This is a genomic window from Leminorella grimontii ATCC 33999 = DSM 5078 (assembly GCF_000439085.1).
GTDB classification, from domain to species: Bacteria; Pseudomonadota; Gammaproteobacteria; order Enterobacterales; family Enterobacteriaceae; genus Leminorella; species Leminorella grimontii.
The window spans coordinates 83669-108912 of the sequence record NZ_AUUA01000011.1 but is presented as its reverse complement, the minus strand read 5'-3'; the positions used below and the strand labels follow the sequence as shown (position 1 = coordinate 108912).

Sequence of the window (25244 nt, the reverse complement as noted above, 5' to 3'; positions counted from 1 at the left end):
TAATGAAAAAGACGGTATTAACCGGCGCGCTCGCGCTGCTGCTTGGCCTGAGCCAGGCTCATGCTTCCGACAAGACTATCGACATCAGCTACGTCAAGGCGCCGTTCAACCTGCAAATGATGGTGATGAAAGAGCAGGGGCTTTTAGAAAAGCAGGCCGAGAAGCTCGGCGTGACGGTCAAGTGGCATGAAATCACCTCCGGCGCCAAGCAGGCTCAGGCGTTAGCCAGCGGCGATCTGGACGTGGCTGGGGTCATGAACACCTCTTCGGTACTGATGGCGAACGGTGAAGGTAATGCGGTCAAGATTATCGCCGGCGTCTCCCGCCCGACGGGCACGTTCGCCATTGTTGCGAAAAAGGGCGGCGTGACGTCGATTGCCGACCTGAAGGGCAAGAAGGTCGCCGGGCCGAAGGGTACCGTGCTGCACCAGACGCTGGTCGCCGCGCTGGTGAAAAACGGCTTGACCATGAAAGACGTACAGTTTGTACAGATGGACATTCCGCAGGCATTCGCTGCGCTTCAGAGCGGCCAGGTTGACGCCGCGCTGCTGGCGGCGACGTCCGTGATTAAGGCCGAGCAGGAAGGCGCTAAGGTGCTGACGACGGCTGACGGACTGGTGGTGCCGAAGCTGGTGATGGCGTCCAGCGAAGCGGTAGTGAAAAATCACCCGGACTGGATTAAGGCCGCGGTAGCGGCTCACGACGAAGCGGGCAAGTGGATTGAAGAGCACAAGGCTGAGGCCATTGCGCTGGGCGCCAAGGTACAGGGCATCAGCGTTGAGGATGCACAAAGTCTGTTTGACGGCTCACACTTTACCCAGCGGATGAATCAGGGCGATATCGACAGCATGAAAGACGACGTTCGCTTCATGTTAGACAACGATATGATGCGCAACTCGCCGGATATCGGCGCTATTGTTATCCCTCAGGCCATGGAGCGTTAACCAATGCAAGCGTGTAGCGTAACCGTCCACGACAGAGACGGCGACATTGTTTTAACGCGGGAAGACCTGCTGAAATACGCCACTAAAGAGAACGTTATCGCCTCGGCGCTGATGATTCGCCTGTGCCGGTTTACCTTCAGCCAGCTGTCGCCGCAGGAGCCAGTGCGCCGCCGTGAGCTGTACTGGCAGGTCGGCTTCCCCGGCCCCGGCATTCTCGACTGCGTAGAGATGGTGTCCCACGCGGTGCGAGATGGGCGCTGCCTGCAAAACCCGACGCTGAGCCATCCGGAAGCCGATGCTCCCGCTTCATTAGTGGGCAGCTTCCTGTTTGAAATCGGCTATCGCGGCAAAACGCTGGTCGTCTGGCCCGATAAGTCGGTGCTTGACGACGAGTTCCGCTCACAGGTTTCGACCTGGCAGGCGGTCGAAGAGGGAAGCGAAGGCTACGATGCTTATCTTGAATACAAGGCGGGGAAGGTTCGGCAGATTATGACGATGCCGGACGAGGCGCTGTTCCACTTTGCGTGGAAGTAGCTTTTTTCTTCGTGACTTCGCGGGCCGGCTCCGTTTTGGACGGCCCGTGCTTTCCTTTTTCGGTCTTTCATCTGACGGCTTGTATAAGAGCGCCCTCTTTTCAGCCGTAGGGAAGCGCCATGAAGCTAAGCCAAGCGAGCCGAAGAACTATGTGCTCCGGGCGTTTTCGTTGAAGCATGCGAATTACGAGACGCGGTTCAAGCGGTAATTTGGAAAGGAATAGGCGAAAAGTGGGTTTTAGTCGCTTGCGCTGAGTCCCCTCTTCGGCATAAATCGTTATCGCTATTTTGAGTAAAGCACCCCATTTTTTTGTTCTCCTTCTTCCTTTTTTCACTCCGATTGCGGCCTTTTCTGACCGGCTGATGTAAACCTTCTTTTGAGCGTTGAAGCCTCTCTGGCGCACCGATACTGTTAATCAAACGGAATGAAAGGGGCGCTTTAAAATAATCATAAATGTTTATTTAAAGCTGATGAAATTAAACAAAAATGTTTATATTTGACGGGTGGGGTAGCATTAGCGTGAAGCAGAGCGAATTCAAACGCTGGCTAGAGGAACAGGGGCACGGTTTAAGGATGGAACAAACCATCTGAAAGTCTATTTGAACGGCCGACAGTCCGTGATGCCGAGGCGCCCGGCGAGAGAGATTAATGACAGATTGAGAAGAGCTATCGTTAAACAGCTTGGTTTGAAGAACGTTCAGTAGCGCATTGACGAAATTAAGGAAAATCATGAGATATCGTGTTGATATTGAAAGAGACGGTAGTAACTATATGGTTTCGTTTCCGGATATCCCTGAAGCGCTGACCTGTGGCGATAGCCGTGAAGAGGCGCTGGAGATGGCGCACGATGCGCTAATCGTCGCTTTTGACTTCTATTTTGAAGACGAACGTCCGGTGCCGATGCCAACGCCGATTGAGGATGACGACGAATGGGTAGACGTACCGGCAGGCGTAGCGATCAAGGTGCTGCTGCTTAACGCCATGCTGGAAAGCGGCATGTCCCAAGCCGAGCTTGCTCGCCGTATGAACACGCGTCCGCAGGAAATGCAGCGCATCGTGAATCTAAATCACGCCACCAAGATCGATACGATTGAAAAAGCGCTGCTGGCGTTAGGGAAGCGGCTGGAGGTGTCGATCGTTTGAAGTGTAGCCGTCTTGGGCGCTATTTATTATCAGCCCTTAGCCACCTCCTCTGGAGATAGCGATCGTTTTCTGCTTTGGAAACGTTCGATTGAGCTGTGACTGGCCGATGGCGGATCATATGGGGGCAGGATTGCCCCCTTTTCTTTTCTAAATGCGCGATTAGGCTGGCTCGGGCATGTTTTTTTCATACAGCGCGCAAAACAGTGCGCTCACTTTCTCGTGCAGGATCATTTGCAGCGACTCTTTGACCGCCGCGTTATCGATACTGATAACGGCGCCGGCCAGCGCCAGACACTGCTCGATAAGCTCCAGCGGATCTTCGGTTCGGGTATTGACGTAGCTCAGCATGGCTCCATCTCCTTAAATAGGAAGGAAGCGACGGCGGGGCGGAGAAAGATCGATCTTTTCGAGATGGATCGGAAAAAAGATCTTAACGAGCGTATAAATTGCGGACGAGTTTGGATAAGCTTCAAAACAGCCATGGTGTTACCTCGTATAACATTGTGGTTAGAAACCCCGTTGGTGTTTGCGCACCGCGGGGTTTCGGCTTTTTATACCCGTCATAAACTTTACTTATTTGGGGTATAGCGAACGGCAAAGGCCGAACGCAACGCCACAGTATATTTATACAGTAAAGTCGGCAATGGGGAGATGAGGGAAAATCGAGGGGGATCGCAAAGAGGGATGAGCGTGTCTGTAATTAGAAAAGTGCTTTGCTATCAGCGCCGCAGTTGTTGGATTTCTGCACTGCTTTATTTTTGTTGATGATTTAAGGTGATGGACCATCAGGCTATGGGCCCGTTTTCACCTATGAATTCGGCCAACGGCGTTAGCTCAACGGAAGGAGAATCATCTATGCATCAGCGGGTTGAACGGCATACATCAATACAATTGAAGGGACTAAATTCCACGCGGCGTCTTGCAATTCCATTATTATGTAGTAACATTACTACATTATTTGATGATCGCGAGGAAAGGACAATGGCAATTACTACTATATCCAGTCGAGAGCTGAATCAGGACGTTACCCGCGCGAAGAAAGCCACTCAGGACGGCCCGGTTTTTATTACCGATCGCGGTAAGCCAGCGCATGTACTGCTGAGTATTGAAGAATATCGACGGCTGGTTGACCAACAGCAAAATATCGTCGATCTATTGGCGATGCCAGGCGTTGAGGATATTGAGCTGGATATCCCGATTTCGCGCGAGGTTGCTCGGCCGGCGGAGTTTTCCTGATGTTTATTCTTGATACTAACGTTGTATCCGAGCTGCGCAAGGCTCGCTCAGGAAAGGCCGATCCAAACGTAGCGCATTGGGCGGAAAGCGTAAACGCTGCCGATTTATACATCTCTGCCGTTACCGTACAGGAGTTGGATATCGGTGTGTTGCTTGTGGAGCGACGAGACCCTAGGCAAGGCGCGCTTTTACGTGCGTGGTTGAGTGGTCACGTTCTTCCCACTTTCGCTCAACGCATCCTGCCGGTGGATACGGCTGTAGCGCAGCGTAGCGCCAAGTTGCACGTTCCAAACCCTCAGCCGTTGCGTGATGGTCTAATTGCAGCCACTGCTCTGGTGCACGGTATGACCGTTGTGACGCGTAACGTGGCGGATTTTGTTGCTTCAGGAGTGGGGATATTGGATCCGTGGGAAGGGTGAGTATACGAATCTTTTCAGGAGGCACCATGGTTATAGAAACACCCAACGTACGAACGCTGCAAAACCTACTTGGCAATACTTTATTTTCAAACCAGAAAAAGCTGATAGCAGAAATAGAAAGCCGATATTCTCTGGAGAACGTCTGGCATACCGGCGGAAAGGAATGGACCTATGAGCTGAAGTTCCGCAAAGGGAGCAAGACGGTATGTTCACTGCTTTTCAATGAGGAAGCGCTCGGCTTTATGGTGGTTTTCGGCAAGCCGGAACAGGCGAAATTTGAGGCGCTGCGCGGGGAATTTTCTGCCGTAATCGTAGAAAAATTTGATGCGGCCACGGCGTACCATGACGGGAAATGGCTTCTGTTCGACGTGCAGGAAGCGCTGTTTGCTGATTTTATGAAGCTGCTTGGGATAAAGCGTAGGGTTGATAAAAAAGATCCGTAAATCGTCAGCTAAGGGATGGATGATAGTAATACAATCAAAAGGGAAGCTTACGACAACTATCACGATTCATAATCTCGACGGTGAACTAGCGGAAAGCTTGCGCGTAGCAGCGGCTCGTCATGGCAACTCGATAGAAGAAGAGGCCTGTTATATTCTGCGTCAGACATTAGGTTCAATCACAAAAAGGATTCGGTAGCTGGGTTCACCAACGTTTCAGTCAGATCGACGGTATTGAGCTGGAATTGCCCGATCGTTATGAGCTGCCGTGTGCGGCGAACATTGAATAATGAGAATTCTCGGCACGAATGCTGTTTTAGATATGATTCGTGCGCCGACGCGGTTGCCGCCAGGCATTGCGCCAAACTCATATTCCATTCCACTACATAATGTGGGGCACATATAGAGGCTTAATTTTTCTCCACGAGCTCTATAAATCAGCGCGTTTTCTCAAGCGGTCTATTTTAATTTTTTTAGTAATTCAAATGCGAAGAAATAGTACGTCATTGACGTACTGTGTCTTGCTATATATATTAAATAATGAAGGCATTAAGGACGATGATTTTTGTTGAAACACCAATCTTTACTGAAGACTGTAAAATTCTATTAACGGACGATAGCTATCTGTATCTTCAGCAGTTTTTAGCGGAAAATCCAGTAGCAGGAGACGTGATCCAAGGTACGGGTGGACTGCGTAAAGTCCGATGGTTGGTAAGAGGCGAAGGGAAGCGCAGCGGCGTTCGCATAATTTATTACTATAAAGTGAGTGATTCACAGATGCGGATGCTGTTGATTTATAGAAAAGGCGTGAAGGACGATCTAAGCGTTGCTGAGAAAAGGGCTCTACGGCAGCTAAATGAAAGGTGGTAAATATGGATAAAAAGTTATTTTCTCGTTTGACTGAAAGCATGGTTCAGATGAATGAAATTATTGATGGAGAGCGTTCTCCATCACGAGTCACCGTTGTTACCGCTGTGCACGTTAAAGAAATTCGCCGAATGACCGGATTAAGCCAGCCGCGTTTTGCTGCGTTAATTGACGTTAACGTTGGCACGTTAAGGAATTGGGAACAGGGACGGCGTGAGCCGGTTGGGGCGGCGAAAGCGCTGCTAAAAGCAATAGAAAACGATCCGGTTCACGTATTAGCAGCGTTGGCGAAATAAGGTGATCGGCTATCTTTCTCTGTATTTATAGTAGGAAAAACTATTTGCAGAAAGAGAAAATGTCCTAATCCTCAATCAAACATCGGGAGAACTCGTTGAACCGTATAACTATCCAAAATGAAAACCGCCTACGGGTATTGGACATCTTAAAAAATATAACGACTGCCGAGAGCCCTGGCGGGTGGAAAAGGCATACGACGATAGCCGTTGGCGGATTAACCGAAGTTGGGTTTTCAAAGAGAACCAACGATCTGCTTGTTATTTCCTCTTCGGGGCGCGGCCTGATCAATTGCATGACGGGCGAAAAAATTGCCCGCGACTATGAAGAATATGGCGATTGGTACGATCCCGTTAATCTGGTTTGCCAAGGGATAGGTCGCGTTGAAGACGAGTTCATTCATATTTCCGGGCTGTGTGGCGGTGGATTGCCTTTTGTTAACCGCTACGGTGAGTCGCTGGAAAGAGTTGCTCCTGACTGGCCCGTTGAAGACGTTATCCTTTGCCCTCCGGGAAAAGCGGCGCTTATTTCCTCTTTTCAAGAAGGGTGCGTCCGGTTTATTTCGGATTATATTCGCGCCGTCGGTTTTTCCTGGTGTGGTGAATTTCTGGTGTGCGCAACGTCGAGCGATGTCACTGTTTGGAAAAGGGAACCTTAGGTGCTTTGGGCCCTAAGACAGCGGCGAATGGTTTAACTATGGATGTATGTTTAATCGATTTAAAAGACCTGTGCGGCATGGCGGTGCGAGATATACAAGATATCCATCTTCGTGAATATACTGACTGGGCCGAGCAGCAGGTGATAAAGGGAAACGCGTCTAAGAACGTACTGATATTGGCCTCTCTTGGGCTGGATCCCGAATTAGACTGGTATGACGTTTCACGCTATTTTTATGCGTACTTAAGGGAAGTTGGGGTTTCAATCCCAGAGAGGGATGAGGCCGATTATTATTACGTGCGTAGGGCTTTTAAGAAGATTGCTTTTGCCAATTCCGATGAAGAGCTATGGTTTGAAGTGGCTAAATATTTTTCAGGTTGGTATTTAGAGTGTGATAGTTCATCGATAAATAAGGTGGTCTGGCATTGGAACCGAGTATATGATGACTTCGCTTATATTGATGACGATCCCTACTTTCTGGATATGCGCTACGGCAATATCCCTAAAGAAAAACATGCTGACTATGTCAGAGCGCTGGCGGTGAGATTTTATCGGTTATTTAATAGTGAACACTTTATTCTTTTCTTGAAAAAGTCCGGGCAGCTAGTTGCTCTGAGTTACTGATATTCACTCTAGCGGGTTCATTACTTAAACAACATAGTAAATTTAGGGATGATAGCAGCTGTGTTCCCACTTAAATTTGGCTGGAGTATAAAGTCGTCTCTTACGCTGTGCCTGCTGCTCCTCTCAGGCTGTAGCGTTTCGGTAGACGGCATTAATCCTGAAAAGCCTTTACTTCATGAGCTGGTACAGTGTCCGGTAGTTGATGGGGAGTTTTTACGCCAGGGTACGATAATAAGTAAGCCAGTTGGTCGTTCTCTTTATGACGCCGATAATTTGGCATCATTAATTAATGATTACTTTCTTTTCGATGAACGTATCGGTGACGCTATAGATATTTCCACGTTAGGAATAAAAACGCCTCTTGTACTAAAAGTTGATGAAGAAGGTGTGAATGTAACGTTTGCTCTAGACAATGGCCGCTTGCTGAAAAATTTTATTATTTCATATTATTGCGAGAATGGGCGATTGGTTATAAAACATAGATATACGTATCCCATGTATGAAACGACCGTTGGTGTTTTCAATATGGCGGTCCTTCGGAAAGATAATAATAGCTTATTGGTGACGCTATATCAGGAGCGTACGTATACTGGCGGGATATTCTTCACCACCTCAAAAACACAAGATTGGCAGGGGCAATATAGATTCTATTTAGCTGATAAAAAGTAGTAGGGAATATAAAAAAACCTGCGTAAACGCAGGTCTAAAATCTGGTGGCCCCTCCCCGGCTTGAACGGGGGACCAAGCGATTATGAGTCGCCTGCTCTAACCACTGAGCTAAGGGGCCAGTAGGCGGCGATTATACGGTAAAACCCGGTGAAAAATCTACACTTGCCGCGTTTGCCTGCGGGTTTTCTGTGCAACTGATTTATCTAGTTGTTGCATCAATGCCCGCAAGCCTGTCCCTGACCGCCATCAGCGCGAAGCCGAGCAGGTTAGTGCCGTTCCACCGCAGAGGGTTAGCGGCGCGTTCGTCGTCCTGAGCCAGGCCGATGCCCCAAATGCGGTCGACGGGGCTGGCCTCAACCAGCACGCGCGTGCGGGTGCCGATGAGAAACTCGCCCAGCGCCGGGTGCTGGCTGAACTTGTGGAAGTTGCCTTCGCACACCATCTCAAAGCAGCACGCTTCCCAAACCTGTTGATTAAAGCCCGCCACCTGCCTGCCGAACTTTTTTGCCTCTGCCGGTGATTTGGCGTTCAGAATGCGGGGCAGAATAGCTTCGTCACCAAACAGCCTGGCCTTGCCCGCCATCATCCAGTGTTCGGCGCTGGCGTAGGTGACGCCGTCGACCTCAAACGGCGACGGCCACCACTGGCTAAAGCAGGAGGCGGTTACCGCGCCGCTGGGGGAAGGGCGGTGGCCCCAGAAATAGAGGTACTTGAAGCGCTTGCCGGCCCGCACCGCCTGCTGCAGCGCGTCGAGCGTGTAGTTTCCCTGTTGCATAAACTAACTTCCTTAATAGATAAAAAAAGCCCCCAGCGAGCTGGAGGCCTTTGTATTAACAAAGTGCGAGAGCGCGGTCGCTTAGTCGTCCAGGAAGCTGCGCAGGACTTCTGAGCGGCTCGGATGACGCAGCTTGCGCAGCGCTTTCGCTTCAATTTGACGAATACGCTCACGAGTAACGTCAAACTGCTTGCCGACCTCTTCCAGCGTGTGGTCGGTGTTCATGTCGATACCAAAGCGCATGCGCAGCACTTTCGCTTCGCGAGCGGTAAGGCCGGCCAGCACTTCGTGGGTGGCCGAGCGCAGGCTCTCGGACGTCGCGGAGTCCAGCGGCAGCTCGAGGGTGGTGTCCTCGATGAAGTCGCCCAGATGCGAATCTTCGTCGTCGCCGATCGGCGTCTCCATGGAGATAGGCTCTTTGGCGATCTTCAGCACCTTGCGGATTTTGTCTTCCGGCATCATCATGCGCTCGGCCAGCTCTTCCGGCAGCGGCTCGCGGCCCATTTCCTGCAGCATTTGGCGAGAGATGCGGTTAAGCTTGTTGATTGTCTCGATCATGTGCACCGGAATACGGATGGTGCGCGCCTGATCGGCAATCGAACGCGTGATGGCCTGACGGATCCACCAGGTGGCATAGGTCGAGAACTTGTAGCCGCGGCGGTATTCAAACTTGTCTACCGCCTTCATCAGGCCGATGTTGCCTTCCTGAATCAGGTCGAGGAACTGCAGCCCGCGGTTGGTGTACTTCTTGGCAATAGAGATAACCAGACGCAGGTTGGCTTCAACCATCTCTTTCTTCGCACGGCGAGCCTTGGCTTCACCGATAGACATGCGGCGGTTGATGTCCTTGACCTGCTCGATGGTTAATCCGGTCTCTTCTTCAATCATCTGCAGCTTCTGAATGCTGCGTTCGACCTCTTCGCCAACCTCTTTGAGCTTTTCAGACCACGGTTTGCCCATGGCGACCGCGCCATTGAACCATTCAAGGTTAGTTTCGTTGCCGGCGAACATGTTGACGAAGTTCTTCTTCGGCATCTTGCTCTGCTCAACGCACAGCTTGAGGATCAGGCGCTCCTGAGTGCGCACGCGGTCCATCATCTGACGCATGTTGTTGACTAAATAGTCAAACTGCTTGGGCACCAGGCGGAACTGTTTGAATACGTCAGAAAGCTTGACTATCTCTTCCTGCGCCTTCGCATTGCTGCGGCCGTGGGCTTTGATAGCCTTGCGGGTCGCTTCATACTGGTCGCGCAGCTCGGCGAACTTCTCGCGCGCCATTTCCGGATCGATGCCGATGTCTTCATCAGAATCGGAATCAGAATCTTCGCCGTCTTCATCATCATCATCGCTGTCGTCATCGTCCTGCTCTTCGCTGGACAGCTCAGAACCGACGTGGGTAGCGGCCGGGCCAAGTTCATCCGCGTTGGGATCGATGAAGGCAGTGATGAGGTCCGACAGGCGGGTTTCACCGGTTTCTACGCGATCGTACTGCTCAAGCAGATAGGTGATAGCCTCCGGATATTCGGCGACGGAGCACTGAACCTGGTTGATACCTTCTTCAATGCGCTTGGCAATGTCGATTTCGCCTTCGCGGGTAAGCAGCTCAACGGTTCCCATTTCGCGCATGTACATACGAACGGGATCGGTGGTGCGCCCGATTTCGGATTCTACGCTGGAAAGCACCTGAGCGGCGGCTTCTGCTGCATCTTCGTCGGTATCCGCCGTGTTTTCAGCGAGCATGAGATCGTCGGCATCAGGCGCGATTTCCATAACCTGAATGCCCATGTCGTTGATCATCTGGATGATATCTTCGATCTGATCGGAGTCGATGATATCTTCCGGCAGGTGATCGTTAACCTGAGCGTAGGTTAAATAGCCCTGCTCCTTGCCTAGGGTAACAAGAAGCTTAAGCTGTGACTGCGGGTTTTGCTCCATAAGACGGTATCCACACTTCAGAGTAGTAAGTTTTTATCGGCTAAGCCGGTCATCATAAGCGATTGGGCCGTTTTTATCAGCTGCGGCCTTAAACAGCTTCAACGCAGGATTTGCTTCCTGCTCTATGCGGCACTTAAGCCGTTAATACTGTATACCCGTCACGCAACTCAAATTATTCAGGGTATTAAGTTCGTTGAACCTAGCTCTTTTTTGCCAGAGCGACGTTCAACGACCAAAGTTCTTTTCGTTCTTCCGCCGTCAGACCGTGGGTTCTGTCGCGGGCGATCAGCGTTTCCAGCCGCTGCTCCAGTATGGAGTCATATAGTTTAGCTAAAGAATCTAAAAACGTGTCTTCGATCATCTCTTCAACGATCATGTGGTTCCACATGGCCAGCATTTCAAGCTGCTGGCTGAACTTATTGCCCCGATAAAGCTCCAAAAGCTGCCCCGTCGTCAGCCCCGGCTGGGACAGGCAGGTTTTCACCAGTTCGATAAACAGCGGCACGCCGGCCAGTTCCGACTGCTCAAGCCCGTCGGTTGACGGCACCAGCGTCGCCATTTGCGGGCGCTGAATCAAAAGCCCGATCAGCAGACGCATGGTGGTGCGTTTGAGCTGCGGCATCTGCTTTGTCTGCTCCGTATCCAACTGCTTGGGCATCAGCTTTTCAAGCTGCGCGTCGTCCAGAATGCCGAGCTTCATGCCAAGCTCTTGGCGTAGATAGAGGCGGAGCGTTTCGCCAGGCACTTTACCGATAAGGGGCAACGCCAGTGTACTAAGTTTAGCACGCCCGTCCGGGGTGCTGAGGTCCACCTGCGGCAGCAGCGTGTCGAATAAAAACGTCGATAAGGGCTGTGCCAGCTCCATGCGCCGTTCAAACGCCTCTTTGCCCTCTTTACGCACCAGCGTATCCGGGTCTTCGCCTTCCGGCAGGAACATAAAGCGCAGCTGACGGCCATCGTTCAAATAGGGCAGGGCCGTTTCCAGCGCTCGCCAGGCAGCCTCTCTCCCTGCATTGTCGCCGTCGTAACAGCAAATCACGCTGTCGGTATAGCGGAACATCAGCTGAATGTGCTCCGCCGTCGTCGACGTCCCCAGCGAGGCTACAGCGTAGTCGATGCCGTACTGGGCCAGCGCGACGACGTCCATATAGCCTTCCACCACCAATAGTCTGTTGAGCTGGGGGTGGCTGAGCTGGGCTTCATAAAGGCCGTACAGCTGGCGGCCCTTATGGAAAATTTCCGTTTCCGGCGAGTTCAGATACTTGGGCGTACCGCTGCCCAAAATGCGCCCGCCGAAGGCAATCACCCGCCCGCGCTTGTCGCGGATGGGGAACATGACGCGCTCGCGAAAGCGGTCATAGGTGCGGCCGTTGTCGTTGGTCACCAGCATGCCGGCGTTGCTTAAAAGCTCACGACTTTCCTGCGCACGGCCAAAGCGCTTAAGTACGTTGTCCCAACCCGACGGCGCAAAGCCGATGGCGAAACGCGAGATAACCTCATCGCTCAGGCCGCGCTGGGCCAAATAGTCGCGCGCGTTTTGGGACTGAGGAAGCTTGAGCGCTTCCTGATAAAACGTTGCCAGAGGGTCCATCAGCTGATAAAGATTTTGCCGCTGGTGGCGCTCTAGCTGGCTGGTGCCGCTTCCTGCCTCATAGGGAACCTCGAGGCTGTGCATGGCGGCCAGTTCTTCAATACTTTCGACAAACTCCAGTCGGTCAAAGTTCATCAAAAAATCAATGGCGTTGCCGTGGGCTCCACAGCCGAAACAGTGATAAAACTGCTTTTCGCCGTTAACGGTAAAAGAAGGGGTTTTCTCATTATGGAATGGACAGCAGGCGTGATAGTTCTTGCCCTGCTTTTTCAGCTTTACCCGAGCGTCGATAAGGTCGACGATGTCGGTTCTGGCAAGCAGGTCATTGATAAACACGCGTGGGATTCGTCCAGCCATTCAGCCTCAAAATCGTAAGTCCATAAATGAGAACAAGCCGCGCTTCCTTATGGAAAGCACGGCATGCTTGCAGTCGGTTAGCTGGCCTTCCTTAAGGAAGTGCGGCTACGTTTCGCGACAAGTCTCGCAATAACGACCGATGCGACACCAACCTGCGCGGTCAACGCGTGCCCGGCAGAAAGCCGGAATGCATTAGTACAGGCGGGTGCGGCGTGCGTTTTCGCGAGCCAGTTTCTTGGCGTGACGCTTTACTGCAGACGCTTTAGCGCGCTTACGCTCTGTGGTCGGCTTCTCGTAGAATTCGCGGCTGCGAACTTCTGCCAGAATGCCCGCTTTTTCACAGGAACGCTTGAAGCGACGTAACGCAACGTCGAACGGCTCGTTTTCACGTACTTTAATTACCGGCATGTACCTTTCACCTCAATAAGAAATCGGTTTGCTGCTGACGTTATCGCCAGCGATATTCAAAATGGTGCGGAATTCTACTTCGAATCGAGGGTGTTTGTAAACCCCCGATGCGGATTCTCTCACCGTTGCGCTGTGCGAATCGGCAAGGTTTTTATTTATTCTAGTTCTGGCTTTGGCCTTTGATTGGCGAATTTTTCGGCAGGGCTTCCTGCGCTTTTTCCACCAGCTGGATAAATTCGCCGCGCAGCTCGAACCTGTCGTCGTCTTTACCGGCTTTGGCCAGCTTCAGCGTATCGTCCAGCGTGAACTGGCCAGTAGCTGCGCCGTTATACTTCAGCTGCTGCGCGAACGCGGCTACCGCAGCGGCAAAGCGGAAGTCTTTGCTGCTTTGCATCAGTGAGGTGCTCATCTGCGAGCTGGGTACCGGCAGCTCAATGCGCTGCGGGGCGCTCTGTTCGGTAGGCTGCTGATAGCGCAGGTGTACCATGGCCATTTCCTGCGTCGGACGCAGATAGGTATTGGCGTTAGGCGTAAAGGTTTCGCCTTCCCAACCGCCGTTGCTGCCGGCCGGAACCACTTCATACAGCGCGGTCAGGGCTTGCCCGGTAACGACAACGCCTTGGCCTTCGTCTGTCGCGTTCGTCGGCTGATAACCCAGCAGGCGATAGGCTTTTACGAAGCTCGGGTTAAATTCCACCGTCATGAGGAAATTTTTGGCTACCGGCGTTTGGGTTGAACGAAGCTGCTCGGCCCAGGTTTTTTCCGCATCGCGCTCGTTGTCGATGTAGCCGTAGACGCCGTGGCCGATAGTCGCCAGCTCCGCCAGCGCGGAAGGCGCAAAGCGGTTAACCGCGAAGCCCAGCGTCGTTAAGGAAATATCCGCAGTCTGAGCGTCGGAGAAGAAGCTCTGCGCCTGCATCACGTTTTTGAAGCCAGCGTTAAAGCCGCTGCCGCCCGCCAGAATCACGCGGTTAACGCCGTTGGCGACGTAGTGTTCTTTCGCTAACTGGTAGGCTTGCGCAAGGCGCGATTCGCTGCCCTTACCGGCCCGGCCGCTTTTAATATTGTCGATAGCGGACAGCATTTTATCCTTGCTGCTGCCGGGCGTCGGCGCCAGCAGGACGCCGTTGTCGCCGGCGTAGGTCAGAATCGCCAGGCTGTCTTGCGGCGTCAGCTGATTTACCAGCTTGGTCAGGCTTAGCCTTACCAGCGAAAGATCGGTGTCATCCGGATTAACCAGAACGACGATATTGGCTGAACGGCGCTCTGCTGCCTGAATATCGTCTGCTTTTACTACGACGCGCAGCAGCTTGGTTTCTGAATTCCACGGCGTGTTGGCGATTTCGCTTGAAGCCGAGAAGGGGATGCGCCCCTGAGGCTGCGGGTAGCTATAAGGGAAGAAGTTCACCCAGTCGTTTAGCTGAATTGACTGCCTGTCGGGGAGCTTGCCGTTGACGAGCGAGCGGCGTGCGTTGAGGTAGCTGCCGTTGTTTTGCCCAGCGGATATCGACATTGCCGGGCCAGCGCTGCTTACTGTGTACATCGCGCCTTGTTCTGCGCCGGCGGTCGTTTTTGCCGCAGCGGGAAGGTTCGCGTTGGGATCCGTCGAGCTACAGCCGGCAATGACCAGCGTACTCAATAGGGCCAGAGAGGCGATTTTGCGGTTCACTCTGTAGGCTTTCGTCATTTCAGTCTCGATCAAGTGGTTGTTTGGAATGGAACGGGCGCCGAAAAGCGTATACCCGTCATACTTCAAATTGCAACTGCTTGGACGGGCGTCTTTCAGCGTGTTTTAGCACGTTTGGCGCGTAGTTTAGCGGAATCGGTAGGCGGCTGTCGCTATCAAGTAGCATTTTTACACAAGCTGCCGTTAAGTCCTCCGCTCCTTATGCTATGATCGTCGCTGTTTTTTTGAAGTCTTGCGGGTTAATGAGCTATGCGCATTTTGGGAATTGAAACGTCGTGTGATGAAACCGGCGTCGCCATTTATGATGACGAGCGGGGGCTTTTGGCCGACCAGCTCTATAGCCAGGTCAAGCTGCACGCCGACTACGGCGGTGTCGTCCCTGAGCTGGCCTCGCGCGATCACGTGCGCAAAACGGTGCCGCTGATCCAGGCCGCGATGAAGCAAGCTGGGCTTACCCCGGCGGATATTGACGGCGTGGCCTATACGGCGGGGCCGGGGCTTATCGGCGCGCTGCTGGTCGGCGCGACCATCGGTCGGTCGCTGGCGATGGCCTGGAACGTGCCTGCGGTGGCGGTGCATCATATGGAAGGGCACCTGCTGGCTCCGATGTTGGAAGACAATCCGCCCGAGTTTCCCTTCGTGGCGCTGCTGGTTTCCGGCGGGCATACTCAGCTCATCAGCGTTACGGGCGTCGGGCAGTATAGCCTGCTGGGAGAGTCCATTGACGACGCGGCGGGCGAAGCGTTCGACAAAACCGCCAAGCTGCTGGGGCTCGACTATCCGGGCGGCCCGATGCTGTCTAAAATGGCGCAGGCGGGAACCGCCGGTCGCTTTACTTTTCCTCGGCCCATGACCGACCGTCCGGGGCTGGACTTCAGCTTTTCCGGCCTGAAAACCTATGCTGCCAACACCGTTCGCCAGTCGGGAGACGATGAGCAAAGCAAGGCGGACATCGCCCGAGCGTTTGAAGACGCGGTGGTGGACACGCTGGCGATTAAGTGCCGTCGCGCGCTGGATGAAACCGGCTTTACCCGATTGGTGATGGCGGGCGGCGTCAGCGCCAACCGCACGCTGCGTAAAAAGCTGGCGGAGATGATGGCCGCGCGAGGCGGAGAAGTGTTTTACGCGCGTCCGGAATTTTGTACCGATAACGGCGCAATGATTGCTTATGCAGGCATGGTCAGGCTGAAGGCGGGAGAGCACGCCAGCCTTCCGGTCATCGTCCGCCCGCGCTGGCCGTTGGACCAGCTGCCGCCGGTTGCGGCGGCTTGAGGATGGTTATTCCGGCGATTCGTCTTTATCAGACGCGTCGCCGTTTTTCTTTTTGCGGAACCTGTCCCAAATTTTACTTTCCTGCCCGCGCCACAGGCGCTGAATGTTGTCGTGGTGGCGAATAAGCACCAGGCAGGAGAGCATCGCGACGGGAAAGGTGAACTGGGGTTTGAACCACCACACGTAAAACGGCGCTATCAGCGCGCTAATAATCGCGCCCAGCGAGGAGTAGCCGCTAAGCAGTAGAGTGAGAAGCCAGGTGCCGGTCATCAGGCCGGTGATATCCCAGCCGATGGGCGCGATGGCGCCGAAGGCAGTGGCAACGCCCTTACCGCCTTTAAAGTGGAAAAAGATGGGGTAGATGTGTCCCAGACAGGCAGCGATAGCCACCAGCCCTAGTGAAAACGGGGGAAGGTCCAGCTTGTAGGCGGCCCAGACGGGGAGCATCCCCTTGAGCACGTCGAAAATAAGTACGGCGGCCGCAGCGCCTTTGCCGCCGATGCGCAAAACGTTGGTCGCTCCGGGGTTGCCGGAGCCGTTTTCCCGAGGGTCGGGCAGCTTTGCGATTCGGCACACCAGCACGGCGCTGGAAATCGAGCCGCACAGATAAGCGATAATGATCATGCCAAGCGCGATAGCACTCATAAATTCGCTCCTCATATTACGGTTGTCGTTTTACTCCTGATAACTGTGGATAATACGCACATTCGATAAGAAGTGGTACGTCTTAATTGAAAAAACAGAGAGTCAAATCATGGATACCGTCTTTATAGAACGACTTGAAACGTTTACTACCATTGGCGTTTATGATTGGGAACAGACCATTACGCAGCGTTTGGTGCTCGATATCGAAATGGGCTGGGACAATAAAAAAGCGGCGGCCAGCGACGACGTCGCGGACTGTTTAAACTATGCTGAGGTCAGCGATGCGGTGGTTGAGCTGATTGAGGGAGGCCGCTTTGCGCTGATTGAGCGCGTAGCAGAAGAGGTGGCAAAACTTTTAATGCACCGTTTTTCCATTCCCTGGGTTAGAATTCGCCTCGACAAGCCGGGCGCGGTCGCGAGAGCGGCAAGCGTTGGCGTCGTGATTGAACGCGGCTCGCGCGAAGCGCGCATCGCTTGAACTAACTGCCCGGCGGCCTGTCAGAGATTGACGGATAAAACGTTCACGGGTCTTTTTTGAAAGGCCCCTTTTTTTGTCTTTTTTCTTTCATAAGGTGTTTTTTTGATGGATGGCTTACACGATCTCGTCGTCGCGTTTATTCTTGGCGTTGTTGAGGGGCTAACCGAGTTTCTGCCGGTCTCTTCTACGGGGCATATGATCATCGTTGGCGAGTACCTGGGCTTCTCCGGCGATACGGCGTCAACGTTTGAAGTGGTGATTCAACTGGGTTCTATTCTGGCCGTCGTCGTGGTGTTTTGGCGCCGGATGTTTGGGCTTATCGGCATCTACTTCGGTAAAAAAGAGGTGCCTCATGAAGGAAGGGGAACAGGCCGCCTGACGCTTATCCATATTATTCTCGGCATGCTGCCCGCTGTGGTGGCCGGTTTTGCGCTTCACGACAGTATTAAAGAACACCTTTTCGGCGCGAAAACCGTGATGTATGCGCTGATTGCCGGCGGCCTGCTGCTGATTGCCGCCGAGCTGCTCAAGCCTAAAAAGCCGAGAGCGGAAGGGCTGGACGACGTGAGCTACCGTCAGGCTTTCATTATCGGCTGCTTTCAGTGTCTGGCGCTATGGCCCGGATTTTCCCGTTCCGGCGCGACTATTTCCGGCGGCATGCTGATTGGCGTCAGCCGCTACGCCGCGTCGGAGTTTTCGTTCATCCTGGCGGTGCCGATGATGCTGGGGGCAACCATTCTGGTGATGTACAAGAGCATTGGGCATCTGGCGTGGAGCGATCTGCCGATGTTCGCCGTGGGCTTTGTCACTGCATTTTTGGTCGCGCTGGCGGCGATTAAAACCTTCCTGAGTCTGATTAAGCGCTTTTCCTTTATTCCGTTCGCTATCTATCGCTTCTTCGTGGCGGGCGTGATTTACTTTGTGTTTTTCTAAATGCGCTCTATGCCCGGCGACGCGAACGTGCGCCGGGCATAGGGCCTGTCAGGGCAGGACGGCGACGCTGGCGTAAGCGATGCCGCTATAGTTTCCCGGCGTATAGCCGCCATAGGCGCGCGACGATTCAAAAACGAAGGCAATGCTTTTTTCCGCATGAGTGCTCATGGGCGTCAGCGTGTAGTCGTGCTGTGCACCGCTGTAGAGAAAGGTTTTTTTCCCGGAATCGTCGACCGTCGACACGGTATATTCCATTTTCTCAGGCCCATTGCGCCCATAGCCATTGAGCGAAAAGCGCTGGCCCGTGGCCGATTGACCATCGTCTATGGTGATCCTTACTCGTTCGGCTTCGGTGCTGTTGCTCCATATGCGCAGCGGTTTTACCGCCAGAGTATCGGCCGATAGCGTTGCGGGCGCGGCGTGTTGGCTGCCGGAAGGGGTTAAGCTCAATGCGATTTCAGTGACGGGGACGCCCTGAGCATCGGTAATGGTCGCGCTTTCAGGAACGTGCGCCGACAGAAGAAAGCGCGTGTCGTAGTTGGCGGGCTGTGTAGCGAAGGCATAAGCGCTCAGGACAAGGCCTGCGAGGAGCGTTGTTGGGTACAAAGGATTCATGGCGGCACCTACCGATAAGGTTAAATAAATTTACGCTGTCTGCGCTGCCGCTTCCCAACGTTGGGAACGGCATGCAAGCAGGACGAGACACAATCCATTTAATCTCTATCATCCGTAAGGATAGCCGAACTTGTTTACTTATGCCTGAATGGGCGGTTGGCTGTCTATCCAGGTGCGGAGCGCAGCGATGCGCCGTTGGGTTAATTCGTCTTTTATCGCGATACCGCTAAATCCCGCCGCGACGATCTCTTTTACGCTGACGGCGCAGGCCACGCGATAGGCTTCGTTGAGATAGTTCGCCTGCGGATAGGGCTTCTCCTGCCACCCTGTACGCCCCCGGTAGTCGGCTTCGCTAACGAGCAGAAGCTGCTCTAAGCGCTGCGGCTTGCGCCAGACGTCCACGGTATCAAACAGTTCGAGCAATGCCTCCGGAGACAGCCTGTAGACGGTGTGGACCCGATCGTGAAATTCAGACACCAGTCGAGCCAGTTCGCGCGTCGCGTTGGGAATTCGATAGCGCTGGCAGATGTCTTCCACCAGCCGGATCCCCGCCGTGCCGTGGCCGGGATGGTGAGGCCAAAGGTTCGGCGGCGTCAGCCCCTTGCCCACGTCGTGTAGGAGTGCGGAAAAGCGAACGTCGACGTCCTTACTTAGGCGCGCAGCCATCTCAAGCACCATCAAAACGTGGACGCCGGTGTCTATTTCCGGGTGCCACTTCTCCGGCGCGGGAACGCCAAACAGGGCGTCCAGTTCGGGGAACAGCACCGCCAGCGCGCCGCAGTCGCGCAGCGTCTGGAAAAACGTCTGGGGCGCATCGGTTTTCAGCGCCTTTTCTGTCTCTTTCCAGACCCGTTCGGGCGTAAGGTGGGCGATTTCACCGGCGTCGACGATCTCTTTCATCAACTGCAGCGTTTCTGGCGCGATAGTGAAGCCCAACGGCGCAAAACGCGCGGCAAAGCGGGCCGCGCGCAGTACGCGCACGGGGTCTTCCCTAAAGGCGAGCGAGACGTGACGCAGCACCCTTTGCTCAATATCGCGCTCCCCGTGGTAGGGATCGATAAGGGCGCCGTCTGCGTCCTGCGCGATAGCGTTGATGGTGAGATCGCGGCGAAGCAGATCCTGTTCCAGCGTGACGTCCGGCGCGCTGTAGCAGCTAAAGCCGGTATAGCCTGCACCGGTTTTGCGCTCGGTGCGGGCCAGCGCGTGTTCATCGTGCGTATCGGGGTGCAGAAAGACCGGAAAGTCCTTTCCCACCTGCTGATAGCCTAGCGCCAGCATTTGTTCGGGCGTAGCGCCGACTACCACCCAGTCGCGTTCATGAACGGGCAGTCCCAACAGAGCATCGCGGACGGCACCGCCAACGAGATAGGTTTTCACATCGCCTCCGCGCGAAGAGCGTATTCAGACATTGAATAAAAACGCCGGCCAAAGGGCACCGGCGTTACTATAGTTTTCTACAAACATTAGTTTTCGACAAACATTCTGCGTTTAGTTCATCCAGCGGTCTTTCTTGCGACGCGGGATCAGGTACGGCAGAATCAGCCCTAACAGCAGGCCCAGCCCGGCGACGCCGCCGCCGTACATGAACCACTGCTGAATAATGGTGCGCTGTTTGTCGTCAAGCTGTAGGCTGATGTCGCTGACGCTTTTGCGTGCGGCCGCCAACTCTTCCTTCAGCTTTTGGTTTTCCTGCTTTAGTTCATTAATGATACCGTCGCTGCTGGAGACCTTTTGCTGCATTTCGGCAGTGCGCTGGTTCCAGCTGTTATCGATATTGGCAAGCTTGTCGGTGAGATCTTTGACTTGCTGCTCGAGCGCCGGCACCTTTTCGCTCAGGCTGGGCTCGGTGCTCAACTGCGACAGGGGAAGCCAGGCGGTGCGGCCTTTGGCGTCGGTAATTTGTGCGTACTTGGTGTCGTTGTTGACGCTAACCAGCTGGACTTTTTCACCCGCGTTAATCGCGCCGGTGATCCGATGGTTGTCTGATGGGCCGCCGCGCAGGTAGGTGATAAGGTCGTCCGAAATATAGCGAACTTCGGCCGCCGCGGCGCCGAAAGAGGCGATGCTGAGCGATATCAGCAGAAGCGTCGAGAATCGTTTGAATTTAAGCATCGTCAGTATTTTTTTATCTTCTGTTGCGAAATAACATAGCTATGGATAGTAGAGATTTCAGGGGCGCGGTGCAAATGTAAAACCCGGTTAACCGCGTAAATAGGATTAATCACTTTCCTGTGGCGGTTATTCTCCTGAAAAACGGTGGAAATTGTTACACTGAAAGCATCGTTTAAATATATACCCTAAATAATTCGAGTTGCATGACAAAACGCCTATGGCGTTTTGAACAGCGTTTGCGCTGGCCCTGAAAGGGTGAGGCCTTTAGGCCGAATCACGCGGCAAGGGAGAGAATCCCCAGGAGCGTACATAAGTACGTGACTGGGGTGAGTGAGCGCAGCCAACGTACAGGCAACTTGAAGTATGACGGGTATAAGCATGCCGTGACGGCAGTGGAAATGGGCCTATGAGTATTGAAGTCGAACTGAAGTTTATCGTCGAACCGACGGCCGTTGAGGCGCTGAAAGTCCTTGTTGCGGGCTGGCCCGTGCAGAGCCGCGAAACGCTGCGTTTGTCCAACACCTATTATGACACCGCCGACGGCCTGCTGCGCCGCCATCGGGTAGGGCTGCGAGTTCGGGGAAACGACGGGCGCTTTGAAATGACGCTGAAGTCCGGCGGCAGTCATGTCGGCGGCGTATCTCATCGGGCGGAGCATAACGTTCCGTTAAAGAGCGAACGCTTGGAGATAGGCCTGCTGCCCGAAAGCGCGTGGCCTGAAGAAATAAGCGCATCTGGGCTTGAGGGCGCGCTGGGCGCGCTGTTTACTACAGACTTTACCCGCGAAGCCTGGCTGGTGAATGAAGGCGAAAGCCAGATTGAGGTCGCGCTGGATCTCGGAGAAGTTCGGGTCGGTGAACAGCGAGAGCCTATCTGTGAGTTGGAGATGGAGCTGAAAGCGGGGCGCGTTGAGGACGTTTTAGCGCTGGCGAAAAGGCTGGCGTCTGCGACCGGCGTTCGTTTGGGTAGCCTGAGTAAGGCGGCGCGAGGATACCGGCTTTCGCAAGGGAGCTCCGAGCTGATGCCGGAGCCGTTTGGTCTTTTGGCGCTCCCGGCGAGAGCGACGGTTGAACAGGGTTTTTGCGCCGCGCTGGAGTGGGCCCTTGCTCACTGGCAGCGCAACGAAGCCAGCTGGTTTGAAGGGCACGCAAATGCGCAGCAGGAAGTCAGGCGCGCGCTGGTGGCCGTTCGGCAGGCGATAGCGCTGGTGGGCGGCATGATCCCGCGCAAGGCGTCGAGCGCGCTCAGAGAGCGGCTTCTGGCGCTGGAAGAGAGGCTGTCGGCTCGCCATGCGGCCGGCGACGTCTGCTATGGCGAAGGCTATTTGGCGCTGAAGCTTGAGCTGATGGATTGGATGCTCGGCCAACGGTGGCGCGCGTTTATCGACGAGCGCGACGAGAAAAAGCTGAACGGTTCCTTCAAGCGCTTTGCCGACGTGATGCTGTCTCGCTGTCGCGCCGAGCTTAAAGAGGCGTTTTGCGCGCCGCTGACGCCGGACGAATACAAAGACCGTAAGCCTCGCCTTGAACGCATGATTATCGCGTTTTGGCTTTTGTCCGGCGCTTATCCCGACGCGGCGGCGGGCTATATCGACGCCTGGCAGCTGCTTTATGACGGCGCGGGCGATCGCGAAGCGCATCGGCTCCGGGCGCTGGCGCAGCCAGGATTTTGGCTAAGCGGCGACGGGCGCGCCTGAGCCCCTTTTTAATTAAGGAAATGCCATGCAATCGCTTCCTCCATTACTTGAAACTCAGCGCCTGAAGCGGCAAGAAGCGCTTTTGGCGCTGTCGTCTGAACTGCCGAACCTTACGCCGGAAGACGGCGTCGCACTGGCACTGAGCGACTTTGTCAGCGAAAGCTTGACGTTCCGACCAGATTGGCTGAATGAGCTGTACCGCGTTGCGCCGCAGGATGACGGCTTGGAGCGCTACCTTGAGTGGCTTGGGGCCGCGATGGCTGAGGTGACGGACGAAGCGTCCCTGATGCGAACGCTGCGCCTGTTTCGTCGCCAAATGCTGATGCGCATTTCCTGGGCGCAAAGCCTGTCGCTGTGCTCTACGCAAAAGACGCTGGCGCAGCTGAGCGAACTGGCCGAAACGCTTATTATCGGCGCGCGGGACTGGCTTTACGCGCAGTGCTGCCGCGAATGGGGCACGCCGGTCAACGCGCAGGGAGAAGCGCAGCCGCTGCTGATCCTGGGGATGGGAAAGCTGGGCGGCGGCGAGCTTAACTTCTCTTCCGACATCGATCTTATTTTTGCCTACCCGGAAAACGGGGAGACCCGAGGCGGGCGTCGCGAGCTCGACAACGTTCAGTTCTTCACTCGCCTTGGCCAACGCCTGATTAAGGCGCTGGATCAGGTGACGATGGAAGGGTTTGTCTATCGTGTCGACATGCGCCTGCGCCCGTTCGGCGACGGCGGCCCGCTGGTGTTCAGCTTTAGCGCGCTGGAAGACTACTATCAGGAGCAGGGGCGCGACTGGGAGCGCTACGCGATGGTCAAGGCCCGCGTGCTGGGCGACGCGGGGGAAGCTTACGCCGAAGAGCTTAAGCGGATGCTGCGCCCGTTCGTGTTCCGTCGCTATATCGATTTTAGCGTGATTCAGTCTCTGCGCGGCATGAAGGGCATGATCGCCCGCGAAGTCCGCCGTCGCGGCCTGGCCGACAACATTAAGCTCGGCGCGGGCGGCATTCGGGAAATCGAGTTTATTACTCAGGTTTTTCAGCTTATTCGGGGAGGGCGGGAGCCCAAACTGCAGGGGAACGCGCTGCTGCCGACCCTTGAGGCCATCGCCGAGCTCGAGCTGCTGTCGAGAGAGCAGGCCGATGCGCTCAGGGATAGCTACCTTTACCTGCGCCGCTTGGAGAACCTGCTGCAGGCGATTGACGATAAGCAAACTCAAACCCTGCCGACCGATGAGCTAAACCGCGCGCGGCTGGCCTACGGCATGGGGTGCGGCGACTGGGCCGACATGATGAGGGTGCTGGATCGGCATACGCAGGCGGTGCGCGAAGTGTTTAGCTCGCTTATCGGCGAGGACGCGTCTGAGGGGGAAGAGGAGCGGAGCGCTCAGGGGTATGTCACGCTCTGGCAAGACGAGCTGAGCGAGGAAGAGCTTGCGTCTCTGATGCCGAAGCTTGGTAGTGAGGCGCAGCGGGGCGTCGGCGAACACCTGAACGCGTTTCGCCACGATCTGGACAAGCGGGCCGTCGGCCAGCGCGGAAGGGACGTGCTGGATCGCCTGATGCCAAGGCTGCTGGCGGAAGTTTGCCAGCGGGACGACGCCGACAGCCTGCTGCCGCGGCTGACTCACCTGATTGCCTGCATAGTGACGCGCACCACCTATCTGGAGCTGCTGGTTGAATACCCGTCGGCCATGACGCACCTGATCCGCCTGTGCGCGGCGTCGCCGATGGTGGCGCAGCAGCTGGCGGACTACCCGATCCTGCTTGACGAGCTGCTGGACGTCAGTTCCCTGTATCAGGCCATCCCGCTGAGCGCTTACCGCGACGAGCTGCGGCAGTTTTTGCTGCGCGTGCCGGAAGAGGACGAAGAGCAGCGGCTGGAAGCGCTGCGCCAGTTTAAGCAGACCCATATTTTGCGCACCGCGGCGGCAGATATCGCCGGCGCGCTGCCGGTGATGAAGGTCAGCGATCACCTCACCTATCTGGCTGAAGCCATTATTGGCGCCGTCGTCAGGCAGGCGTGGTTCCAGATGACGGCTCGCTACGGCCAGCCGACGCACCTGCAGGAGAGAGACGGACTAGGGTTTGCGGTGATAGGCTACGGCAAGCTGGGCGGCATCGAACTGGGCTACAGCTCCGATTTGGATCTGGTTTTTCTTAACGACTGCCCGGACAACGTGGCGACGGACGGCCCGCGCAGCATCGACGGTCGACAGTTCTACCTGCGGCTGGCACAGCGTATTATGCACCTGTTCAGCGCCCGCATGGCGTCGGGCATTCTGTATGAGGTCGATGCCCGGCTGCGGCCCTCCGGCGAATCGGGCCTGCTGGTGACGACGCTGGCGGCGTTTGAAGAGTATCAGCGCAGCGAAGCCTGGACCTGGGAACATCAGGCGCTGGTGCGCAGCCGGCTGGTCTATGGAGATGCTCAGTTGCAAGCGGCGTTCGACCGCGTTCGCCATGAGACGCTTTGCCTTGCGCGCGATGAGGAAACGCTCAAGCGGGACGTGCGGGAAATGCGCGAGAAGATGCGCGTCCATCTGGGCGGCAAGTCAGCGGATCTTTTCGATTTGAAGGCCGACGAAGGCGGCATTACCGATATCGAGTTTATCGCCCAGTATCTGGTGCTGCGCTATGCCCACGACACGCCAAAGCTGACCCGCTGGTCGGACAACGTCAGGATCTTCGAGCTGATGGCGAACCACGGAATTATGGATGAGGAAGAGGCGATGGCCCTGACCCGCGCCTACGTGACGATGCGTGACGAAATCCACCGTCTGGCGCTGCAGGAAACGTCCGGAAAAGTCGCGATGGACGCCTTTATCCCTGAGCGGACGCAGGTTAAAGAGAGCTGGCGGCGGTGGCTTGGGGAGTAGGGACGTTGACAGAGGGCTCAGTGTGAGCAGGCTTATTGCGGATATCC

Annotated in this window: 27 protein-coding genes, 1 tRNA gene and 1 pseudogene; 18 read left to right on the top strand and 11 right to left on the bottom strand. The window is 55.0% G+C overall.

Going from position 1 to position 25244, the window contains the following annotated elements; all coding sequences use genetic code 11:
- Positions 1 to 2 precede the first annotated feature (2 nt).
- From G544_RS0113110 to G544_RS0113095, 4 genes and pseudogenes are all read left to right on the top strand, one after another.
- Positions 3 to 944, top strand: a complete 942-nt coding sequence (locus G544_RS0113110) for an ABC transporter substrate-binding protein (protein ID WP_027275033.1) — start codon at positions 3 to 5, stop codon at positions 942 to 944.
- A gap of 3 nt (positions 945 to 947) precedes the next feature.
- Positions 948 to 1478 (top strand): hypothetical protein, encoded by a 531-nt coding sequence (locus G544_RS0113105; RefSeq protein WP_027275032.1) that lies wholly within the window; start codon positions 948 to 950, stop codon positions 1476 to 1478.
- Between the two features lie 519 nt (positions 1479 to 1997).
- Positions 1998 to 2182: pseudogene (locus tag G544_RS22370) on the top strand (type II toxin-antitoxin system HicA family toxin).
- Positions 2183 to 2207: 25 nt separating this feature from the next.
- Positions 2208 to 2621 (top strand): type II toxin-antitoxin system HicB family antitoxin, encoded by a 414-nt coding sequence (locus tag G544_RS0113095; protein ID WP_027275030.1) that lies wholly within the window; start codon positions 2208 to 2210, stop codon positions 2619 to 2621.
- 159 nt (positions 2622 to 2780) lie between these two features.
- Here the strand turns inward: G544_RS0113095 and G544_RS0113090 are convergent, their stop codons facing one another.
- On the bottom strand, positions 2781 to 2969 hold the full coding sequence (locus tag G544_RS0113090; protein ID WP_027275029.1) for a hypothetical protein: 189 nt from the start codon (positions 2967 to 2969) through the stop codon (positions 2781 to 2783).
- A 633-nt stretch (positions 2970 to 3602) separates the two neighbouring features.
- Between G544_RS0113090 and G544_RS0113085 the strand changes: the two genes are divergently transcribed.
- The 9 genes from G544_RS0113085 (at position 3603) to G544_RS0113050 (ending at position 7827) form a co-directional block, all read left to right on the top strand.
- The gene (locus G544_RS0113085; RefSeq protein WP_027275028.1) at positions 3603 to 3857 is read left to right on the top strand and encodes a type II toxin-antitoxin system Phd/YefM family antitoxin; all 255 of its coding nucleotides are present in this window, start codon (positions 3603 to 3605) and stop codon (positions 3855 to 3857) included.
- Entirely contained in the window at positions 3857 to 4276 is a 420-nt protein-coding gene (locus tag G544_RS0113080) for a type II toxin-antitoxin system VapC family toxin (RefSeq protein WP_027275027.1), read from the top strand. Before G544_RS0113085 ends, G544_RS0113080 begins: the two co-directional genes overlap by 1 nt.
- Before the next feature lie 26 nt (positions 4277 to 4302).
- Positions 4303 to 4719 (top strand): DUF3788 domain-containing protein, encoded by a 417-nt coding sequence (locus tag G544_RS0113075; RefSeq protein WP_027275026.1) that lies wholly within the window; start codon positions 4303 to 4305, stop codon positions 4717 to 4719.
- Between the two features lie 19 nt (positions 4720 to 4738).
- The gene (locus G544_RS22730; protein ID WP_373876287.1) at positions 4739 to 4915 is read left to right on the top strand and encodes a FitA-like ribbon-helix-helix domain-containing protein; all 177 of its coding nucleotides are present in this window, start codon (positions 4739 to 4741) and stop codon (positions 4913 to 4915) included.
- 359 nt (positions 4916 to 5274) lie between these two features.
- Positions 5275 to 5586 (top strand): toxin HigB-2, encoded by a 312-nt coding sequence (locus G544_RS0113070; protein ID WP_027275025.1) that lies wholly within the window; start codon positions 5275 to 5277, stop codon positions 5584 to 5586.
- 2 nt (positions 5587 to 5588) lie between these two features.
- Positions 5589 to 5879, top strand: a complete 291-nt coding sequence (locus tag G544_RS0113065; protein ID WP_027275024.1) for a helix-turn-helix domain-containing protein — start codon at positions 5589 to 5591, stop codon at positions 5877 to 5879.
- A gap of 95 nt (positions 5880 to 5974) precedes the next feature.
- Positions 5975 to 6535, top strand: coding sequence for a hypothetical protein (locus G544_RS0113060; RefSeq protein ID WP_027275023.1), 561 nt, complete (start codon positions 5975 to 5977; stop codon positions 6533 to 6535).
- Entirely contained in the window at positions 6517 to 7158 is a 642-nt protein-coding gene (locus G544_RS21370) for a hypothetical protein (protein ID WP_134389174.1), read from the top strand. Before G544_RS0113060 ends, G544_RS21370 begins: the two co-directional genes overlap by 19 nt.
- Positions 7159 to 7218: 60 nt before the next feature.
- Complete coding sequence (locus G544_RS0113050) at positions 7219 to 7827, top strand: hypothetical protein (RefSeq protein WP_134389172.1); 609 nt, start codon at positions 7219 to 7221, stop codon at positions 7825 to 7827.
- A 42-nt stretch (positions 7828 to 7869) separates the two neighbouring features.
- Here G544_RS0113050 and G544_RS0113045 read toward each other — a convergent pair.
- The 6 genes from G544_RS0113045 to G544_RS20540 all read right to left on the bottom strand — a co-directional run bounded on the left by G544_RS0113045 (position 7870) and on the right by G544_RS20540 (position 14580).
- A tRNA-Ile gene (locus tag G544_RS0113045) sits at positions 7870 to 7945 on the bottom strand.
- An 81-nt stretch (positions 7946 to 8026) separates the two neighbouring features.
- Complete coding sequence (ybiA, locus tag G544_RS0113040) at positions 8027 to 8602, bottom strand: riboflavin biosynthesis intermediates N-glycosidase (RefSeq protein ID WP_027275020.1); 576 nt, start codon at positions 8600 to 8602, stop codon at positions 8027 to 8029.
- 81 nt (positions 8603 to 8683) lie between these two features.
- On the bottom strand, positions 8684 to 10537 hold the full coding sequence (gene rpoD, locus G544_RS0113035; RefSeq protein ID WP_027275019.1) for an RNA polymerase sigma factor RpoD: 1854 nt from the start codon (positions 10535 to 10537) through the stop codon (positions 8684 to 8686).
- A gap of 199 nt (positions 10538 to 10736) precedes the next feature.
- A complete protein-coding gene (gene dnaG, locus G544_RS0113030) occupies positions 10737 to 12485 on the bottom strand; it encodes a DNA primase (protein WP_027275018.1) in 1749 nt (582 codons plus the stop codon).
- Positions 12486 to 12677: 192 nt separating this feature from the next.
- Positions 12678 to 12893, bottom strand: coding sequence for a 30S ribosomal protein S21 (rpsU, locus tag G544_RS0113025; RefSeq protein ID WP_027275017.1), 216 nt, complete (start codon positions 12891 to 12893; stop codon positions 12678 to 12680).
- Positions 12894 to 13053: 160 nt separating this feature from the next.
- A complete protein-coding gene (locus tag G544_RS20540) occupies positions 13054 to 14580 on the bottom strand; it encodes a vWA domain-containing protein (RefSeq protein WP_134389170.1) in 1527 nt (508 codons plus the stop codon).
- Positions 14581 to 14829: 249 nt separating this feature from the next.
- Between G544_RS20540 and tsaD the strand changes: the two genes are divergently transcribed.
- Positions 14830 to 15852: a tRNA (adenosine(37)-N6)-threonylcarbamoyltransferase complex transferase subunit TsaD gene (gene tsaD / locus G544_RS0113015; RefSeq protein WP_027275016.1), complete on the top strand. Its 1023-nt coding sequence runs from the start codon at positions 14830 to 14832 to the stop codon at positions 15850 to 15852.
- A 6-nt stretch (positions 15853 to 15858) separates the two neighbouring features.
- Here the strand turns inward: tsaD and plsY are convergent, their stop codons facing one another.
- A complete protein-coding gene (gene plsY, locus G544_RS0113010; RefSeq protein WP_027275015.1) occupies positions 15859 to 16497 on the bottom strand; it encodes a glycerol-3-phosphate 1-O-acyltransferase PlsY in 639 nt (212 codons plus the stop codon).
- A 109-nt stretch (positions 16498 to 16606) separates the two neighbouring features.
- On the opposite strand from plsY, the gene folB reads away from it, so the two are divergent.
- Both folB and bacA read left to right on the top strand, forming a co-directional pair.
- Positions 16607 to 16975: a bifunctional dihydroneopterin aldolase/7,8-dihydroneopterin epimerase gene (gene folB, locus G544_RS0113005; RefSeq protein ID WP_027275014.1), complete on the top strand. Its 369-nt coding sequence runs from the start codon at positions 16607 to 16609 to the stop codon at positions 16973 to 16975.
- Between the two features lie 105 nt (positions 16976 to 17080).
- A complete protein-coding gene (gene bacA / locus G544_RS0113000; protein ID WP_027275013.1) occupies positions 17081 to 17908 on the top strand; it encodes an undecaprenyl-diphosphate phosphatase in 828 nt (275 codons plus the stop codon).
- Positions 17909 to 17956: 48 nt separating this feature from the next.
- On the opposite strand, the gene G544_RS0112995 is transcribed toward bacA, so the two are convergent.
- The 3 genes from G544_RS0112995 to G544_RS0112985 all read right to left on the bottom strand — a co-directional run bounded on the left by G544_RS0112995 (position 17957) and on the right by G544_RS0112985 (position 20635).
- A complete protein-coding gene (locus tag G544_RS0112995; protein ID WP_027275012.1) occupies positions 17957 to 18523 on the bottom strand; it encodes a hypothetical protein in 567 nt (188 codons plus the stop codon).
- Between the two features lie 138 nt (positions 18524 to 18661).
- On the bottom strand, positions 18662 to 19900 hold the full coding sequence (locus G544_RS0112990; protein ID WP_027275011.1) for a multifunctional CCA addition/repair protein: 1239 nt from the start codon (positions 19898 to 19900) through the stop codon (positions 18662 to 18664).
- A gap of 111 nt (positions 19901 to 20011) precedes the next feature.
- Complete coding sequence (locus tag G544_RS0112985) at positions 20012 to 20635, bottom strand: TIGR04211 family SH3 domain-containing protein (RefSeq protein WP_027275010.1); 624 nt, start codon at positions 20633 to 20635, stop codon at positions 20012 to 20014.
- Between the two features lie 406 nt (positions 20636 to 21041).
- On the opposite strand from G544_RS0112985, the gene G544_RS0112980 reads away from it, so the two are divergent.
- The gene (locus tag G544_RS0112980) at positions 21042 to 22331 is read left to right on the top strand and encodes a CYTH domain-containing protein (RefSeq protein ID WP_027275009.1); all 1290 of its coding nucleotides are present in this window, start codon (positions 21042 to 21044) and stop codon (positions 22329 to 22331) included.
- A gap of 25 nt (positions 22332 to 22356) precedes the next feature.
- Entirely contained in the window at positions 22357 to 25197 is a 2841-nt protein-coding gene (glnE, locus tag G544_RS0112975; RefSeq protein WP_027275008.1) for a bifunctional [glutamate--ammonia ligase]-adenylyl-L-tyrosine phosphorylase/[glutamate--ammonia-ligase] adenylyltransferase, read from the top strand.
- Positions 25198 to 25244 lie beyond the last annotated feature (47 nt).

Bases quoted from the DNA above. Each gene is read 5' to 3' on its own strand.
- G544_RS0113105 (WP_027275032.1), top strand. From the start codon at position 948: ATGCAAGCGTGTAGCGTAACCGTCCACGACAGAGACGGCGACATTGTT.
- G544_RS22730 (WP_373876287.1), top strand. From the start codon at position 4,739: ATGATAGTAATACAATCAAAAGGGAAGCTTACGACAACTATCACGATT.
- G544_RS0113095 (WP_027275030.1), top strand. From the start codon at position 2,208: ATGAGATATCGTGTTGATATTGAAAGAGACGGTAGTAACTATATGGTT.
- tsaD (WP_027275016.1), top strand. From the start codon at position 14,830: ATGCGCATTTTGGGAATTGAAACGTCGTGTGATGAAACCGGCGTCGCC.
- bacA (WP_027275013.1), top strand. From the start codon at position 17,081: ATGGATGGCTTACACGATCTCGTCGTCGCGTTTATTCTTGGCGTTGTT.
- G544_RS0113090 (WP_027275029.1), bottom strand. From the start codon at position 2,969: ATGCTGAGCTACGTCAATACCCGAACCGAAGATCCGCTGGAGCTTATC.
- ybiA (WP_027275020.1), bottom strand. From the start codon at position 8,602: ATGCAACAGGGAAACTACACGCTCGACGCGCTGCAGCAGGCGGTGCGG.
- G544_RS0113070 (WP_027275025.1), top strand. From the start codon at position 5,275: ATGATTTTTGTTGAAACACCAATCTTTACTGAAGACTGTAAAATTCTA.
- dnaG (WP_027275018.1), bottom strand. From the start codon at position 12,485: ATGGCTGGACGAATCCCACGCGTGTTTATCAATGACCTGCTTGCCAGA.
- rpsU (WP_027275017.1), bottom strand. From the start codon at position 12,893: ATGCCGGTAATTAAAGTACGTGAAAACGAGCCGTTCGACGTTGCGTTA.
- G544_RS0113085 (WP_027275028.1), top strand. From the start codon at position 3,603: ATGGCAATTACTACTATATCCAGTCGAGAGCTGAATCAGGACGTTACC.
- G544_RS0112985 (WP_027275010.1), bottom strand. From the start codon at position 20,635: ATGCTTAAATTCAAACGATTCTCGACGCTTCTGCTGATATCGCTCAGC.
- G544_RS0112995 (WP_027275012.1), bottom strand. From the start codon at position 18,523: ATGAATCCTTTGTACCCAACAACGCTCCTCGCAGGCCTTGTCCTGAGC.
- plsY (WP_027275015.1), bottom strand. From the start codon at position 16,497: ATGAGTGCTATCGCGCTTGGCATGATCATTATCGCTTATCTGTGCGGC.
- G544_RS0113065 (WP_027275024.1), top strand. From the start codon at position 5,589: ATGGATAAAAAGTTATTTTCTCGTTTGACTGAAAGCATGGTTCAGATG.
- G544_RS0113075 (WP_027275026.1), top strand. From the start codon at position 4,303: ATGGTTATAGAAACACCCAACGTACGAACGCTGCAAAACCTACTTGGC.
- G544_RS0113110 (WP_027275033.1), top strand. From the start codon at position 3: ATGAAAAAGACGGTATTAACCGGCGCGCTCGCGCTGCTGCTTGGCCTG.
- rpoD (WP_027275019.1), bottom strand. From the start codon at position 10,537: ATGGAGCAAAACCCGCAGTCACAGCTTAAGCTTCTTGTTACCCTAGGC.
- glnE (WP_027275008.1), top strand. From the start codon at position 22,357: ATGCAATCGCTTCCTCCATTACTTGAAACTCAGCGCCTGAAGCGGCAA.
- G544_RS0113080 (WP_027275027.1), top strand. From the start codon at position 3,857: ATGTTTATTCTTGATACTAACGTTGTATCCGAGCTGCGCAAGGCTCGC.
- folB (WP_027275014.1), top strand. From the start codon at position 16,607: ATGGATACCGTCTTTATAGAACGACTTGAAACGTTTACTACCATTGGC.
- G544_RS0112980 (WP_027275009.1), top strand. From the start codon at position 21,042: ATGAGTATTGAAGTCGAACTGAAGTTTATCGTCGAACCGACGGCCGTT.
- G544_RS20540 (WP_134389170.1), bottom strand. From the start codon at position 14,580: ATGACGAAAGCCTACAGAGTGAACCGCAAAATCGCCTCTCTGGCCCTA.